The sequence below is a fragment of the Pseudarthrobacter sp. ATCC 49987 genome, assembly GCF_009928425.1.
GTDB lineage: Bacteria > Actinomycetota > Actinomycetes > Actinomycetales > Micrococcaceae > Arthrobacter.
On the sequence record NZ_JAABNS010000001.1, the window covers coordinates 4,047,774 to 4,063,321 of the forward strand.

General features: G+C 65.7%; 12 protein-coding genes and 1 tRNA gene. 4 read left to right on the plus strand and 9 right to left on the minus strand.

The window, feature by feature from the left end:
- Positions 1–86: 86 nt before the first annotated feature.
- The 4 genes from GXK59_RS18745 to GXK59_RS18760 form a co-directional block, all read right to left on the minus strand.
- Positions 87–1,217, minus strand: coding sequence for an FAD-dependent oxidoreductase (locus tag GXK59_RS18745; protein ID WP_160668848.1), 1,131 nt, complete (start codon positions 1,215–1,217; stop codon positions 87–89).
- 57 nt (positions 1,218–1,274) lie between these two features.
- A complete protein-coding gene (locus tag GXK59_RS18750; protein ID WP_160668849.1) occupies positions 1,275–2,201 on the minus strand; it encodes an AEC family transporter in 927 nt (308 codons plus the stop codon).
- A gap of 116 nt (positions 2,202–2,317) precedes the next feature.
- Positions 2,318–2,746, minus strand: coding sequence for an aspartate 1-decarboxylase (gene panD / locus GXK59_RS18755; protein ID WP_202129166.1), 429 nt, complete (start codon positions 2,744–2,746; stop codon positions 2,318–2,320).
- A 77-nt stretch (positions 2,747–2,823) separates the two neighbouring features.
- On the minus strand, positions 2,824–3,735 hold the full coding sequence (locus GXK59_RS18760; protein WP_160668850.1) for a LysR substrate-binding domain-containing protein: 912 nt from the start codon (positions 3,733–3,735) through the stop codon (positions 2,824–2,826).
- Positions 3,736–3,879: 144 nt separating this feature from the next.
- On the opposite strand from GXK59_RS18760, the gene GXK59_RS18765 reads away from it, so the two are divergent.
- Both GXK59_RS18765 and GXK59_RS18770 read left to right on the plus strand, forming a co-directional pair.
- Positions 3,880–5,343, plus strand: coding sequence for an amino acid permease (locus GXK59_RS18765; protein ID WP_160668851.1), 1,464 nt, complete (start codon positions 3,880–3,882; stop codon positions 5,341–5,343).
- 223 nt (positions 5,344–5,566) lie between these two features.
- Positions 5,567–9,121, plus strand: coding sequence for a proline dehydrogenase family protein (locus GXK59_RS18770; protein WP_160668852.1), 3,555 nt, complete (start codon positions 5,567–5,569; stop codon positions 9,119–9,121).
- A 107-nt stretch (positions 9,122–9,228) separates the two neighbouring features.
- On the opposite strand, the gene GXK59_RS18775 is transcribed toward GXK59_RS18770, so the two are convergent.
- A complete protein-coding gene (locus GXK59_RS18775; RefSeq protein ID WP_024366310.1) occupies positions 9,229–9,525 on the minus strand; it encodes a hypothetical protein in 297 nt (98 codons plus the stop codon).
- A gap of 256 nt (positions 9,526–9,781) precedes the next feature.
- Positions 9,782–10,636 carry a LysR substrate-binding domain-containing protein gene (locus GXK59_RS18780; protein ID WP_024366309.1) on the minus strand — a complete coding sequence of 285 codons (855 nt, stop codon included), beginning with the start codon at positions 10,634–10,636 and terminating at the stop codon, positions 9,782–9,784.
- A gap of 171 nt (positions 10,637–10,807) precedes the next feature.
- On the opposite strand from GXK59_RS18780, the gene GXK59_RS18785 reads away from it, so the two are divergent.
- Both GXK59_RS18785 and GXK59_RS18790 read left to right on the plus strand, forming a co-directional pair.
- Entirely contained in the window at positions 10,808–11,545 is a 738-nt protein-coding gene (locus GXK59_RS18785; protein ID WP_160668853.1) for an SDR family NAD(P)-dependent oxidoreductase, read from the plus strand.
- A gap of 949 nt (positions 11,546–12,494) precedes the next feature.
- On the plus strand, positions 12,495–13,889 hold the full coding sequence (locus tag GXK59_RS18790; protein ID WP_160668854.1) for an MFS transporter: 1,395 nt from the start codon (positions 12,495–12,497) through the stop codon (positions 13,887–13,889).
- Between the two features lie 6 nt (positions 13,890–13,895).
- Here the strand turns inward: GXK59_RS18790 and GXK59_RS18795 are convergent, their stop codons facing one another.
- The 3 genes from GXK59_RS18795 to GXK59_RS18800 form a co-directional block, all read right to left on the minus strand.
- On the minus strand, positions 13,896–15,044 hold the full coding sequence (locus GXK59_RS18795) for a N(5)-(carboxyethyl)ornithine synthase (RefSeq protein WP_160668855.1): 1,149 nt from the start codon (positions 15,042–15,044) through the stop codon (positions 13,896–13,898).
- Between the two features lie 8 nt (positions 15,045–15,052).
- Positions 15,053–15,202, minus strand: a complete 150-nt coding sequence (locus tag GXK59_RS20530) for a hypothetical protein (RefSeq protein ID WP_192815748.1) — start codon at positions 15,200–15,202, stop codon at positions 15,053–15,055.
- A 101-nt stretch (positions 15,203–15,303) separates the two neighbouring features.
- A tRNA-Gly gene (locus GXK59_RS18800) sits at positions 15,304–15,377 on the minus strand.
- Between the last annotated feature and the right edge of the window lie 171 nt (positions 15,378–15,548).

Genomic DNA, 15,548 nt, shown 5'->3' on the forward strand with positions numbered 1-15,548 from the left:
CTTCGTGCTGTTGCCCCGGTATCGGCAGACCGGGTTAAGGCCGGTCCCAGCCTACCGGCGCCCGCGTTGCTTTCGGGTGGCGGTGGTCAGCGGGCCCGCGGGCGGGACGCCGAGAAGATCGCCGGGGCCGGGCCCTCCCCGGTCGCGAGGTCGGCGAGGATCCGCCCGACGACCGGCGTGAATTTAAACCCATGGCCGGAGAACCCCGCGCCGATCACGAGGGGTCCGATGCGGTCGAGGATGAAGTTCTCGTCCGCGGTGGTGGTGTACGTGCAGCTGATGTCGGTGAGGGAGTCCGCGTCCAGGCCCGGCAGCCACGCCCGGGCGTAGCGCTGCAGCGCCGCCATTTGCGCGGGCTCCGGCGTGTACGACCTCCGGTCCGGGTCCACCACGGGCCCCACGCCGTGCCAGCCGGCCTTGACCCCCTCGCCGGGGGTCTGCATGCCGTAGACCGGCGAGTACCAGTCCGCGAACTCCGCGCCGTGGCCCGGGACATGGTTGAAGCCGGGCCAGATCGCGCCCTCGTCCGCAATGGCGAAGTGCGCCGGCTGTTCCTGCGTGACGGTGAGCCAGGGGAGCGCCGCCGCGGCACCGAGCAGTTTGGCGGTCCAGGCCCCGGCAGTGACCACGGCCTGCCGGGCGGTCAGTACCTCGGTGCGGCCGCCGTCGTCGACGGTGAGCCGGACGCCGTCGTCCTCCACGGCGAGGTCCAGCACCTTGACCCGGTGCCGGATGTCGGCCCCGCGGTCCGCGGCCAGGCGCTGCAGCACCGGCAGGGCGGCGTCTGGATTCAGCTGACCGCCGTCGGGCATGTGCAGCACCTGCTGGTCGAACCGGATGCCGCGCCAGCGTTCGGCGGCTTCTGCCGCACTCAGGAAACCGGCCCGCAGCCCGGCCCGGTGCAGGGCGCCCTGCACCTCGCCCAGCCGGGGATCCGTTCCGTGGTTGACGACGCCGGTGCGCGCCAGGAGGCGCTCGCCGCTGTCCGTTTCCAGTTCGTCCCACAGCCGGACGGCCTCGGCCAGCATGGCCACGTAGTCCGGGTCCGCGTAGCCGGGGTTGAAGTTCCGGGTGGTGCCGTGCGAGGCGCCGTTGCGGTGTCCGGGGCTGAACTGCTCCAGCAGGGTCACGGCCCGGCCGCGGCTGGCCAGGGCCCAGGTGGCCGCAGAGCCCATGGCCCCGCCACCGATGACGACGGTATCCAGGCTGGTCTTCAAGGGGTCCTCCGGATGGTGTTGGGGCCGGGACCGGCGGATCGCCGGGCGCGGCAGGTGTCAGGCGAGGAGCAGCGCCACGCAGATCATGGCCGGCACGGCAACGATGGTGGTGATGAGCACGGTGTCCTTCGCGACGGTGAGGCCGGTCTGGTAGCGGGTGGCGACAACGAACACGTTCTGCGCCGTGGGCAGCGCCGAGGTGACCACCACGGCGAAGAGCGCCTGGTCCGCCATACCGAGGACGAAACGTGCGAAAACATAGGCCAGCGCCGGGTGGACGATGAGCTTGAAGCCGCTCGCCAGCACGGTGTCGAGGCGGCGGTTGGCCGAGGCCTGCAGCGGCCGGGAGCCGTTGAGGCTCATGCCAAAGGCGATCAGCATGGCCGGAATCGCGGCGCCACCAATGAGGTGGATGGGCTGCATCACGAGCTCGGGAACCGTCCAGCCCGTGCCCGCTACGAGGAGCCCGAGCCCGGAGCCCACGATCATGGGGTTCCGCAGGATCATCAGACCGAAGCCCAACGGGGTGGTCCGGTGTTTGCTCGTGGTGGCGTCGAGGGCCATCAGGAACAGCGGCGTGAAGAAGGCCAGCTGGAAGATCAGCAGCGGAGCCACGTAGCTGGCGTCGCCGAGGACGAAAACGGCAATGGGGATGCCCAGGTTGGCGGAATTGGCCAGCGACGCGCCCATAGAGGACATGAGGGATTCCGGAACCGAGCGTTTGAGCAGGAAACGGACAATGACGAAGAACAGCGCCGCCGTCGCGATGGCCCCGGCAGCCGTGACCAGCAGGGGTGCGGCGAAGACGTCGTGGAGTTTGGCCTTGCTGAGCGTTTCGAACAGCAGCGCCGGACTGGCGACGAAGAAGGTCAGGGCGCTGAGCACGGAGCGGGCGTTCTCGCCCAGAATGCCGAGCCGGCCGACAAACGTGCCCACCAGGATGATGCACCAGACCACGAAGAACCCGGCGAGAACGCCTAGCATGCTGCGGTCCGCAGCGTCGGGGGCGGGGAATGGGTGGCAGTCACCGTCCCAGACTAATCAGCTTTATTTACCCCGGGCGCCTGTTACGGCGGAAGTAGGCAGGCTGGATCCGGTCGTCAGTTCAGCGTGGCGTTGTTCAGGGCGTACGGGGGGCGCATGATTCCGGGGGTATGGCCCTCCGCGGGGTCGTTGCCGATCTGGACAATTTTGTTGTCGTTATCCACATGGACCACCTTGGGGCTGTAGGCCCTGGCTTCCTCCGTGGTCATCTGGGCGTAGGTGATCAGAATGATGATGTCGTTCTCGTGCATAAGGTGCGCAGCGGCGCCGTTGATCCCGATCACCCCGGAACCGCGTTCGCCGGCAATCGTGTACGTCTCCAGCCGGGCGCCGTTGGTGACGTCGACAATGGACACCAGCTCGCCGGGAAGGATGTCGGCCGCTTCCAGCAGATCCAGGTCCACGGTGACCGAACCGACATAGTGGAGGTCCGCGTGCGTGACCGTGGCGCGGTGGATTTTGGACTTGAATATTGTGCGATTCATAACGGCACCAGTCTAGCGCCGGGGCGCCGCAAACGCTGTGAGCCAGCCAACAACGCCTGACAACAACGTCTGGCGGCTTACGGGCCGGCGGGCGGGATGGACGCGGCCGTCTCGGCCAGGATCTCCCGGGCAGCCAGGATGGCCGGGCGCTTGGCGCTGGAGTGCCGCACCGAGGTAAAGATGGTCCGGTGCGGATCGCCCGGCAGGGTGATCAGTTGCGACGTTGTGCCTCTTCCGGTCCAGACAAGGTCCGGCATGAGGGCCACGGCGTTCCCGGATTCGATCAGCCGGATCTGGGCTTGCAGGTCGGCGGTTTCGAAGCGGACGTCGGGCTCGAAGCCGGCGCTGCGGCAGGCCTGCTCGGCCCAATGCCGTGACGCGGCCCCACGGGGCTCCATCACCCAGGCCAGCCCGGCGGTGTCGGTGAGGGATGTTACGGCCGGCCGGCTGGCGGCGCGTGGCGGAACCGCGAGGCGGATCGCATCGCTTGTGAGCCGGAGCCGGTCGAGCTCGGCATAGCGGGGTGCCGCGTGTCCGGGGTACTGCTCGGCAATCACCAGGTCGAAGTCCCGGGCCCAGGTCTCATGAAGTGCCGTTTCGGGTTCCCGCTGGGTCATTTCAATCCGGACTTCGGGATACCGTGACGACATCCGGGTGAGGGCATCGGGCATCAGGGCCAGCGCCGCGGATTGGAACACGGCAATGCGGACTGTTCCCGTCACGGTGGTCAGTGAGGCTGCCAGGTCCGCCTCGGCCTGTTCCAAGGTCTCCAGGAGCTGTGCCGTGTGGGCCACCAGAACCTCGGCCTGCGGGGTGAGCTGGACCCGGCGTCCGGTCTTGCGGAGCAGTTCGACGCCGGCTTCCTTCTCCAGGAGGGCCAGCTGCTGTGAGACCGACGATGGGCTGTACTGGAGCGCCTCCGCGACCTCGGCCAGGGTGCCCCGGATCTTCAGTTCGCGCAGCAGGCGCAACCGCCGGACATCCAGCATCGGTATTCCTTTGTGAATTCTAATGGTTATTGATTAGGAGAATTCACTTTATCTAATGCAATCGGACTTGCATACTGTTGTCGTTGAGTAACCCCCATCACAGGGTGGATTGATGGGTGCCACACCTAAGCGGGAGACCCTGAAATGACAACAAAAGACATCTCCAAGTCGATTTTGAGGCGCAAGCCCATCGACGACATCGAGGAAGAGAACCTTCACAGCGGCCTGTTCAAGAGCCTCGGGCTCTGGCAGCTGACCGCCATCGGCGTCGGCGGCATCATCGGCGTCGGCATCTTCTCCCTGGCGGGCCTCGTGGCCCACGGCAGTGAGTCCGAGCCCGGCGTCGGTCCGGCGGTGCTGTTTTCCTTCCTGATCGCAGGCCTGGCCTCGGCGGCCGCAGCATTGTCCTACGCCGAATTCGCCGGCATGATTCCGCGCGCCGGCTCGGCCTACACATACGGTTACGTGGCGCTCGGTGAAATCATCGGCTGGTTCATTGGCTGGGACCTGCTGCTGGAGTACATCGCCATCGTGGCCGTTGTGGCCATCGGCATTTCCGGCTACTTCGACGCTTTCCTGTCCGGCATCGGCATTCACATGCCCGCCTGGATGACAGCGACTCCCGATGAGGGGACGGGCGGGATTATCAATGTTCCCGCGATCGCGATCTGCCTGCTGGTGACCTGGATCCTGTCCCGCGGCACCAAGACCTTCGGCCGCTTCGAACTCGTGGCCGTCGGGATCAAGGTGGTCCTGATCCTTTTCATCATCGGTCTCGGCATCTTCTACATCAATACGGAAAACTACAACCCGTTTATGCCGAGCGGCTTCGGCCCGGTCGTGGCCGGCGCGGCCACGGTGTTCTTCGCTGTGTTCGGTTATGACGCCATGAGCACCGCTGCGGAAGAGGCGAAGGACGGCAAGAAGCACATGCCCAAGGCCATCATTATGTCCCTGATAATCGCGATGCTCCTGTACGTCGCCGCAACCCTGGTGCTCACGGGCATGCAGAACTACCAGGACATCGACCCCAAGGCCGGCTTCGCCTCCGCCTTCACGAGTGTGGGATTGCCGGTCGTCGCCACGATCATCTCGGTCTTTGCCGTGCTGTCGATCATGACGGTTATGCTCACCTTCCTCCTCGGCTGCACGAGGGTCTGGTTTTCGATGAGCCGCGACGGGCTGCTCCCCGGCTGGTTCGCCAAGACGGACAGCCGCGGCACCCCGCAGCGCGTCACCTGGATCGCCGGCGTCGCGTCCGCCCTGCTGGCCGGCGTGTTCCCGATCAAGGCCGTCGCGGACCTGACCAACATCGGCATCCTGGCCGCGTTCGTAGTCGTCTGTTTCTCGGTGATCGTGTTCCGGTACAAGAAGCCCGACGCGCCGCGCACCTTCCGGCTGCCGCTCATGCCGCTGGTGCCGGCCTTCGGTGTCCTGGCCTCCGGGTTCCTGATGCTCCAGCTGCACTGGGAGACCTGGCTGCGCTTTGGCGTCTGGCTCGTCATCGGTCTGGTCATCTATTTCGGCTACGGCCGCAAGCACTCGCTGATGAACCCGGACAGCCCGCGGCACGAAGAGGCCGTGGAAATGCACCGCCACGTCGGCTAGGTACACCTACCCGAGTTGCGCTATCACTTTTGGCTCCCATCCGCGCCTTTCGGGAGCCAAAAGTGATAGCGCATTCGTGTGTTCCGGGGCGAGTCCACCTGGTCCGGAAATGTTCGATGTTTCTAACCAGTATTGCTCGGAAAACATCGCTTTATCTTATGAAAATCCGGTTGCATACTGAACTTGGAACGGTCCACATTTTGAGAAAGAACGAGTACCAGCCATGACCAACATTTCAACGGAGTCCGGTGTGAACACTGGCAGCGCGGCCGGGCACGCACCCGTCTCGGAAGGCTCTCCGGTCCTTGAGGCCGCAGCCCTCGCCGAGGAGACCATCGGGCTGGTACGCCACTGGCTCACTGAGGCGGCCAAGGTCCCCGTTGACGCCTCCGCCGAGCAGCTCGCCGGTGTCCTGAAGGACCCCAACGGCCTTGATTTCACCGTCGGGTTCGTCGACGGCGTCGTCCGCCCCGAAGACCTGGCGGTCGCCGCCCGCAACCTCGCCGCACTGGCCCCCAAGGTCCCAGCCTTCCTGCCCTGGTACATGCGCAGCGCCGTCCGGCTCGGCGGCACCATGGCTCCGGTCCTGCCCCAGGTAGTCATCCCGATTGCCCGCCGCGTGCTCCGTGAAATGGTCGGCCACCTCATCGTTGATGCCACCGACGCCAAGCTGGGCCCCGCCATCGCCAAGATCCGCAAGGAGGGGATCAAGCTCAACGTCAACCTCCTCGGCGAAGCAGTACTCGGCGAACACGAGGCCTCCCGCCGCCTGGAGGGAACCCACAAGCTCCTGTCCCGCCCCGACGTGGACTACGTCTCCATCAAGGTCTCCTCCACGGTGGCCCCGCACTCAGCCTGGGCCTTCGACGAGGCCGTGGAGCACGTCGTCGAGAAGCTCACCCCGCTTTTCGCGCGCGCCGCCTCCTTTGCAGCCGGCGGACAGAAGGCCAAGTTCATCAACCTGGACATGGAGGAGTACAAGGACCTCGACATGACCATCGCGGTCTTCACCAGGATCCTGGACGAGCCCGAGTTCAAGAACCTCGAGGCCGGCATCGTGCTGCAGGCCTACCTCCCGGACGCCCTCGCCGCCATGATCCGCCTGCAGGACTGGGCCGCCGCCCGCCGCGCCGACGGCGGCGCCGCAATCAAAGTCCGCGTCGTCAAGGGCGCCAACCTGCCGATGGAACAGGTCGAAGCGTCCCTGCACGACTGGCCGCTCGCCACCTGGAACACCAAGCAGGACTCGGACACCAACTACAAGCGCGTCATCAATTACGCGTTGCACCCGGACCGGATCGGCAACATCCGGATCGGCGTCGCCGGCCACAACCTCTTCGACATCGCCTTCGCCTGGCTGCTCGCCAAGCAGCGCGGCATCGCGGATACCGCAGAGCAGAGCATCGAGTTCGAGATGCTGCTCGGCATGGCCCAGGGCCAGGCTGAAGCCGTCAAGAAGGACGTCGGCTCACTGCTCCTCTACACGCCGGTGGTCCACCCTGCCGAGTTCGACGTCGCGATCGCCTACCTGATCCGCCGCCTCGAAGAGGGCGCCAGCCAGGACAACTTCATGTCCGCCGTCTTCGAACTGGGCGGAAATTCCGCAGAAAGCAGGGCGCTCTTCGAACGCGAAAAGCAGCGCTTCCTCGCTTCCCTCGCCAAGCTCGACGACGAGGTCCCGCCGCCCAACCGCCGGCAGAACCGCAGCCTCCCGGCCGAGCCGATGCCGCACGACTCGTTCGCGAACACCGCCGACACCGACCCCTCGCTGCCGGCCAACCGCGACTGGGGCCGCGCCATCCTGGGCCGCGTGGCGGGCTCCACGCTGGGCAACGCCGCCGTCGAGGCCGCCACGATCAACGATGAGCAGACCCTCAACGCCGTGATCGATACGGCGGTGGAAAAGGGCAAGGCCTGGGGCGCCCTCTCCGGTGACGAGCGCGCCGCGATCCTGCACCGCGCCGGCGACGTTCTCGAAGCCCGCCGCGCTGAACTGCTCGAGGTCATGGCCAGCGAAACCGGCAAAACCATCGACCAGGGCGACCCCGAGGTCAGCGAGGCAGTTGACTTCGCGCACTATTACGCCGAATCGGCCCGCAAGCTCGACGGCGTCGACGGCGCCACGTTCGTGCCGGCGAAGCTGACCGTGGTGACCCCGCCGTGGAACTTCCCGGTGGCGATTCCGGCCGGCTCCACCCTGGCCGCCCTCGCCGCCGGCTCCGCCGTCGTGATCAAGCCCGCCAGGCAGGCCCGCCGCAGCGGTGCCGTGATGGTTGAGGCACTCTGGGAAGCCGGCGTCCCGCGGGACGTGCTCACCATGGTCCAACTGGGCGAGCGTGAGCTCGGGCGGCAGCTGATCTCCCACCCCGCCGTGGACCGCGTCATCCTCACCGGCGGCTACGAGACGGCCGAACTGTTCCGTTCCTTCCGCCAGGACCTGCCGCTGCTGGCCGAGACGAGCGGCAAGAATGCCATTATCGTCACCCCCAGCGCGGACCTGGACCTGGCCGCGAAGGACGTCGCATACTCCGCCTTCGGCCATGCCGGGCAGAAGTGCTCGGCCGCCTCGCTCGTGATCCTCGTGGGATCCGTGGCCAAATCCAAGCGGTTCCACAACCAGCTGATCGACGCCGTCACCTCGCTCAAGGTCGGTTACCCGGAGGACCCGGCCAGCCAGATGGGGCCGATCATCGAACCCGCCAATGGCAAGCTCCTCAACGCCCTCACCACCCTGGGTGAAGGCGAAAGCTGGGCCGTCGAGCCCCGGAAGCTGGACGAATCGGGCAAGCTCTGGAGCCCGGGCGTCCGCTACGGCGTCCGCCGCGGCTCCTACTTCCACCTCACCGAGTTCTTCGGCCCGGTCCTGGGCGTGATGACCGCGGCGACCCTGGAGGACGCCATCGCCATCCAGAACCAGATCGAGTACGGCCTCACGTCCGGCCTGCACTCGCTGAACCCGGACGAAGTGGGCCTCTGGCTCGACACCGTCCAGGCCGGCAACCTCTACGTCAACCGCGGCATCACCGGCGCCATCGTGCAGCGCCAGCCGTTCGGCGGCTGGAAGAAATCCGCCGTCGGCGCCGGCACCAAGGCCGGCGGGCCCAACTACCTTGTCGGACTCGGCGAATGGGCCAGCAAGTCCAGCACCGCTGCCGACACCCCGGCCGCCGCTCCCGTCCACGCGGGAGTCCGCAGGATCGAGCAAGCGGCCCGCGGTGTCCTGGCTGCCGGCGAGCTGGAGCCGCTGCAGCGTGCCCTGGCCTCCGACGCCCTCGCCTGGGCCGAGGAATTCGGCACGGCTAAGGACGTCTCCGGACTGAGCGCCGAGCGGAACATCTTCCGCTACCGGGCGCTGCCGGTCAGTGTGCGGCTCTCCGAAGGCGAACCGCTCGCCCACCTGGTCCGGACTGTGGCGGCCGGCGTCCTGGCGGGCTCCGCGCTGACGGTGTCCACCGCCGTCGAAGTTCCCGCCCAGCTGCGCACCGTGTTCTCCGGCCTCGGAGTCGACGTGACGGTGGAGGACGACGCCGACTGGCTGGCCTCTGCGGGCAAGCTCGCCGCTGCGTCCAGGCTGTCGAGCTCACGGATCAGGCTCATTGGCGGCAACGCCAGGGCCCTAGCCGAGGCGACCGGCGGGCGTCCCGACCTGGCGGTCTACTTCCACCCGGTCACCGAAGCCGGCCGCGTTGAGCTGCTGCCGTTCCTGCACGAGCAGGCCATCAGCATCACGGCACACCGGTTCGGTACCCCAAACCACATCTCGGACGGACTGATCTAGGCCCCTCCTCGGGGCGACAACACTCGGGGCAAAAAAGCGAGCCGGGCGGCCACCCTCCAATAGTGGCCGCCCGGCTCGTCGTCGTATGTGGGCCTGAGCCCGCCGGCTCAGCCGAAGTACCAGCCGGGCGGAACCCACGAGGCCGGCACGGCGTGGGCGGAGAAGTCGTCGCAACCGGAGCAGAAGTACGTGACTTCGCCCAACTTGTTGATGGAACCGTCCCTGTGGTGCGTGGCAGGGACAAAAGTCTCAAGGTAGATGAACTCGTCCGTCCCGCAGCGTTCGCAGTACGGGCTGCCGACGTATTCGGCCTCAACGAGCGTCGTAGGATGCGGGTCCAGGCGTCCGCGGCTGGGGTGGTGCGCGGCGGCGCCCCGCTGCACTGCCTGGGAGAGCGGGCCCACAGTCTTTAAGCTGCGGCCTGCCGGTATAGAGGGGGTGTGCGGACGGTTAATGGCTGGCGTCATTGTCGGCCTTTCCCAACGCCTCCGGAGGGTCGCCGTGCGGCAGACACAAAGGACAGCGTTCGTTATTTCGAATCGTTGTCACAGGCCTCTGCTTGACCTTCAACACACTTAGGATATGTCACGAATCCGAGTGGATCAATGGTATGCGTAAGTACGAAATCCGAGTAGGTACATCCCCGGGTACGCAGGCGCCTCAGGCGGAGCGCTTCAGGGTCCGTCCCGCGATCGTCTGCGTCAGGGCCTCGATCACCTCGGTGTTGGCCAGCGGGTTGCGGATCAAGGTGAAATCGACGTCGCCCACCGGGGGCAGGTCGAAGCGCCGGGTGATGATCTTCAGGTCGTCCGGCACCAGTGAGGACGGCATCACCGCCACGCCGATGCCGGCCCGGACCGCGGCCAGCACCCCGCTGATCTGCCGGGTGGTGCACGTGATCCGCCAGGTCCGGCCCGCTGATTCAAGCGCGTCGATGGCCAGCTTCCGGCTCAGGCTCGGGGCGGGGTAGGCAATGAGCGGCACGGGCTCGGCCGGGTCCAGCGAGGTCTGCTCCAGGCCCACCCAGGCGAAGGAATCCTGCTGCACCACCGTGCCGTCCTTGGCCCCGGCCACCCACTTGACGAACACAAGGTCCAGCTGGCCGGCGTTGAGGCGCTTGTAGAGCTGGTCGCTTTGACCCACTGTGAGTTCCAGGTTGATCTGCGGGTAGACCTGCCGGAACTCCCGCAGGATCCTTGGCAGGCCGGTGATCGCGAGGTCGTCGGCCGTGCCGAAGCGCAGCCGGCCGCGCATGGCCGATCCGGAGAAGTAGCGGGAGGCGGCGTCGTGCGCGGAGAGAATGCTGCGGGCGAAACCGGCCATGGCGTCCCCGTTATCGGTCAGGCGCACGTCCCTGGTGTCGCGTGCCACCAGGACCCGTTTCGCCGCGGTCTCGAGCTTGCGGACGTGCTGGCTGACGGTCGGCTGCGCGAGGCCCAGCCGTTCAGCGGCCTTGGTGAAGCTGAGTGTTTCGGCCACGGCCAGGAAGGAGCGGAGCTGGGCGGGTTCGAACATGCGGTCTCCTGAGTGGCATGTTGGTCGCGCTGCAGCAGTGCAGTGCGTTCCATAATGTTTTGCATATGGAGGATGAATTTCCACAATCTGCGAGTCAGCCTAGCTGGAAGATGGCTGACCCGCGGTTCCGAGAGCGCCGGAGCCTGCGGCTCGTAATGTAAGACTGTCAGCATGCCTTATGAAATCAACGAAGTTGCCCGTACAGCCTTGGTCACGGGGGTCGGCGGCTATATCGGCTCCGAGGTTGCAAAAGCACTTCGGAAACGGGGCTTCGATGTTTGGGGCATTGATCGGACTCAGCCCGCCAGCGCGGTGTGGCGCGGACGATTCATCGAAGCGAACTTGGGCCACGGAGATTCCATTCCGAGTTTCAAATTGCCCATAGCTGGGCTCGATTGCGTGATTCATGTCGCTGGCGGCGCCCTGGCACGCGAAGTCCTTCAAGAACACTTCCGTCCGGACCTGGATCTAATCGACGAAACATTCAGGGACAATTTTCTTTCGGCAGTCGATGTTATTGAGGCAACACGGGGAGCTCTCCGGCAGGGCGGCTCGATACTGCTGACGTCGTCCATCAATGCGCTCGGGAACTATGGGTTGCCGATCTACTCAGCGAGCAAGGCTGCCCTGCACGGATTTACGAAGGGCTTAGCGCCGGAACTGGCCGATGCCGGGATCCGCCTAAACGTGGCAGTCCTTGGAACGGTCGATCATCCGGGGGTCCGCAAATTACATGAGGCGGATCCTGGCCATTTTGAAAGGCTGCAGCGGTCGATTCCCGGAGGCCGGTTGCTCAATGCGCCGGAAGTTGCTGAGCGACTGGTTAAGATGAGCTCCAACGAAGACCTGCAAGGCGAAATAGTCGTTATCGACAACGGTCAACTGGCTGGGGGGCCAAGGAATGATTGATGAAATTTTGAGCGGGGTCTCCGGAAATCTCTTCTCCGGAGGCCTTGCGTTTGTATTTGGACTCTTGGCTCGCCGGGTTTGGAGTCGGTGGACCAAGACGCGCCCTGCCGGACGACTGTGGGGCGTCCTGCGCGAGAAGCGAGTGGAACTGGTCCTCACGACTGCCCCGGAAAGTTCTGTCCGGGAGAATTCGTCACTTGTGTTTCCGAGCGAAGCGATCGCAGGAGGTGAGGTGTCTTCGTATCTCACCAACATGCTGAAGGTGGAATGCCGCACAAGGCTGTCAGGTACTTTTCCGTCAACAAGCTGGAACCGAAATCTGATAGTGATTGGCGGGCCGGTCCACAACAAGGTGACCAGAACGCTGTTGTCCCGCCTGGACGCTGGAGTTGAGTTTGACGGGCATGCCATCGTACTGGCTGATGGGCGCCGATTTGAGGCCGAAACGACCGTCGACGATGGAGGCGCCACGGCCCCGACCTCAGACTTCGGGCTGGTTATTAGGCTGCCAAACCCATTCTCCAGCAAGCAACACGTCACATTGCTCATTGGTTCCAATACGCATGGATGCCTGATTGCGGCCCGGGCGATGCTTCACGAAAACGTGAAACCTAGCTCGCGCGCGATTGGCGGAAGAGAGTCTTTCTGCTTGCTGGCGACGGCGCACGTCGTCTCGGGCGAGGTCCAGCAGGTGCAAATAGTTGATTCCTGGGTTCCGGGTCAGGCTCTCCGAACGGTGTCCGCGTCGGCTGGGGGGGCCAGCGGGTCTCCGTGAAGAGATTGGCACGATCGAGAACTCCGCGACCTAGTGGCGCTGTAGAGGGGCGCTTCAACTAACCGTTCATTGCATTTCGTAATGCGAGTTATGCGGTGAATAAGCTTCCACAATCCGTTGCGGCCAGCTTAGCGTTAAGGCATTCCCGCTCACCCGCTCCCTTGAGGACTTTCTGTGGCACCCCCACCGCCGTTAGAGGCCAACGTCACTGCCCTGCCGGACACCGTTACGCAGCCCATCGCCGTCGTCTCCCAGCGCCTGCCGTGGCGCCATACCTTTATCTCGCTGAAGGTCCGCAATTTCCGTATCTTCGCGACCGGCCACTTCATCGCCGTGATCGCCCTCTGGATGCAGCGGATCGCCCAGGACTGGCTGGTGCTCCAGCTCTCCGGTTCCGTCACCGCAGTCGGGATCACCGTGGCCCTGCAGTTCCTGCCCTCGCTGTTCCTGGGCCCGTGGGCTGGCATGATGGCGGACCGCTTCGCGAAGCGGAAGATCCTGATGCTGTGCCAGTCAGTGGCCGCTGTGCTGGCAGCCATCCTGGTGGTGCTCGCGCTGAGCCAGCGGATCGAGGTCTGGCACGTGTACGTGATCGCCCTCGTCCTTGGCCTGGTCACTGTGCTGGACCAGCCCGCACGGCAGGTCTTCGTCAACGAACTCGTCGGCCCGGCCTACCTCCGGAACGCCATCAGCGTGAACTCCACGACGTTCCAGCTCGGCGGCCTGATCGGGCCGGCGCTCGCCGGGCTGCTGCTCACCGCGGTGGGGGCCGGCTGGGCGTTCGCCGCGAATGCCGTCGCCTGCTGCTTCACCGTCGCGATGCTGCTCACGCTGCGGAAGGACCAGCTGTACATCAGCGCGCCGGTGCCCAAACGCAAGGGGATGCTGCGTGAAGGGCTGAACTACGCGCTGAGCAAACCCACCATCTACTGGCCGTGGCTGATGGCCGGCTTCGTCGCGGTGTTCGCGATGAGCCTGCCGGTGCTGCTGGCCGCTTTCGCGGACCACGTGTACGACGTCGGCGCCGGCGGCTACGGCCTGCTCAACGCGCTGGTGGCCCTTGGGGCGCTGGCCGGGGCCATCACCTCCGCGCGCCGGCGTGAACTGCGGCTGCGTTCAGTGATGCTGGGAGCCGGAATGTACGGGCTCATGCTCTGCCTGGCCGCGCTGGCGCCTTCCATGGTGTGGTTCGGGACGGCGATGGTGCTGGCCGGGTTCTGGTGCCTGATGTTCCTGACCGCCGCCAACCAGCTGGTCCAGATCAGCTCCAATATGGCCATCCGCGGGCGCGTCATGAGTCTGTACATCATGGTGCTGATCGGCGGGCAGGCCATTGGCGGGCCGATGATCGGCTGGCTGGCCGAGCATGTGGATCCGCAAACGGCCATCCTGGTTTCCGGCGGGGTGCCGGCGCTGGCCGCGGCGACCGTCGCCGTCGTGCTGGCGCGCCGTGGCCAGTTGATGCTCAAGGTGGACCTGAGGGACCGGCGGCGGCTCGTGACGATTGTCCGCAAGGGTGCCGGCCGGGGGAAGTGCCCGGGCGGGCGGCCCGCAGCCGCCACGCCCTAGCATTGGCTAGCCTGCCAGCGGTGCGTGCGGGTACTCCGGTTCGCGCTTCTGGAACTGCAGCACATCCGGATTGAGGATGACGCCGTCGCGGATTTCGATCGCGCGGCGGATGGTCTCGTTCGCGGTCCACGCCTCGGGGCCGGTGATCACGGTTTCCAGGAACGGCAGCAGCGCCTCGCTGATTTCCCAGCTGGACGAATTCCACAGGTAGGAGGGGCTGTGGTCCACCGCGTAGTAGTCAATATGGTCCCCGACCTTGAACCTCGGGTCGGCGAACGTGGTGGTCTTCGCCCAGCTGAAGCCCATACCCTCGTCGCAGGACACGTCCACGATCAGGCTGCCGGGCCGGAAGGCGTCCAGGTCCTCGGTGCGCAGGTACGTCAGCGGCGCGTTCGGGTCCTGGAGCGTGCAGTTGACCACAATATCGCTCTCAGCGAGGAACGGCGCGAGCGGCACGCGGCCGCGCTCGGTGATGACCTCGCTGAGGAACGGCGCTTTGTCGTCGTGGTCGAACTGCGCGATCCGCACCGAATGGATGGGGGAGCCCACCGCGGCAACCCCGCGGTTGGTCAGCACCTGCACGTCATGGACGCCGTGGGCATTCAGCGCCGTCACCGCGCCGCGGGCCGTGGCGCCGAAGCCGATGACGACGGCGCTCAGCCGGCGGCCGTAGTCCCCGGTGGAGCCGGTCAGGGCCAGGGCGTGCAGCACCGAGCAGTAGCCGGCCAGCTCGTTGTTCTTGTGGAACACGTGTAGGCCGAAGCCGCCGTCGCTGGCCCAGTGGTTCATCGCCTCGAAGGCGATCAGCGTGAGTTTCTTGTCGATCGCCAGCTGGGTGATGGCCCGGTCCTGGACGCAGTGCGGCCAGCCCCAGAGGACCTGCCCGTCCCGCAGTTCGGCGAGGTCCTCGGGCTGCGGCTTGGGCAGGAGGACGACGTCGGCCTCGGCCAGCAGCTGCGCACGCGGGACGATGCGCCCCACGAGCGGTGCCAGGTGCTCGTCCGAGACGCCGAAGCGCTCGCCGTAGCCCTCCTCGAGGATCAGCTGCTGCCGGAGTCCCGGGGCAATGCGGTCCAGGTGGAGGGGGTGGATCGGGAGGCGTCGCTCGTCAGGTTTCCGCGTGCTGGCAAGGACTCCGAGGGTGAGGTGGCTCATGGTGCCGCTCACTTCTTTTTGGGACTCGCCGGCTTGGAGCTGGTGGCCTTGTCCAGGGAGCTGGGCGGCGCTGCAGCGGTCCTCTTGTCGGCACGCTTTTCCTTGATGGATTTGCCGGATTTCTTGGATGCTGCTTGGCGGGGGGATTTGTCAGCCATGATCGCTCCTGTAGCGGAACCGGAGAGGTTCCTGACTTCGAACGATACAGGTAGGGACCTAACGGCCCTGGGGCCGCCGGACGGAGTTTCTGCTGGGGGATTGGAGCGGCTGACGGGAATCGAACCCGCGTATCAAGCTTGGGAAGCTAGCGCTCTACCATTGAGCTACAGCCGCAGTGGGACTAGTCAATAAATTGGTCAATAATCCCTGCGAAAACAACGAGATTTACATTACCTCAGTCGGGAGCCTTCACAGAACAGCCACACCGGGCTGGATACCGCGTCGAGTCGCTTCGATCGCAGCCGGTGGGCGGTCTCGGAGCTGTTCATCACGCCTTAAAGCACA

Excerpts from the sequence above, each read along its gene's own strand:
- panD (WP_202129166.1), bottom strand. The coding sequence starts at position 2,746 with ATGAATCGCACAATATTCAAGTCCAAAATCCACCGCGCCACGGTCACG.
- GXK59_RS18765 (WP_160668851.1), top strand. The coding sequence starts at position 3,880 with ATGACAACAAAAGACATCTCCAAGTCGATTTTGAGGCGCAAGCCCATC.
- GXK59_RS18760 (WP_160668850.1), bottom strand. The coding sequence starts at position 3,735 with ATGCTGGATGTCCGGCGGTTGCGCCTGCTGCGCGAACTGAAGATCCGG.
- GXK59_RS18770 (WP_160668852.1), top strand. The coding sequence starts at position 5,567 with ATGACCAACATTTCAACGGAGTCCGGTGTGAACACTGGCAGCGCGGCC.
- GXK59_RS18750 (WP_160668849.1), bottom strand. The coding sequence starts at position 2,201 with ATGCTAGGCGTTCTCGCCGGGTTCTTCGTGGTCTGGTGCATCATCCTG.
- GXK59_RS18795 (WP_160668855.1), bottom strand. The coding sequence starts at position 15,044 with ATGAGCCACCTCACCCTCGGAGTCCTTGCCAGCACGCGGAAACCTGAC.
- GXK59_RS18785 (WP_160668853.1), top strand. The coding sequence starts at position 10,808 with ATGCCTTATGAAATCAACGAAGTTGCCCGTACAGCCTTGGTCACGGGG.
- GXK59_RS20530 (WP_192815748.1), bottom strand. The coding sequence starts at position 15,202 with ATGGCTGACAAATCCCCCCGCCAAGCAGCATCCAAGAAATCCGGCAAA.
- GXK59_RS18780 (WP_024366309.1), bottom strand. The coding sequence starts at position 10,636 with ATGTTCGAACCCGCCCAGCTCCGCTCCTTCCTGGCCGTGGCCGAAACA.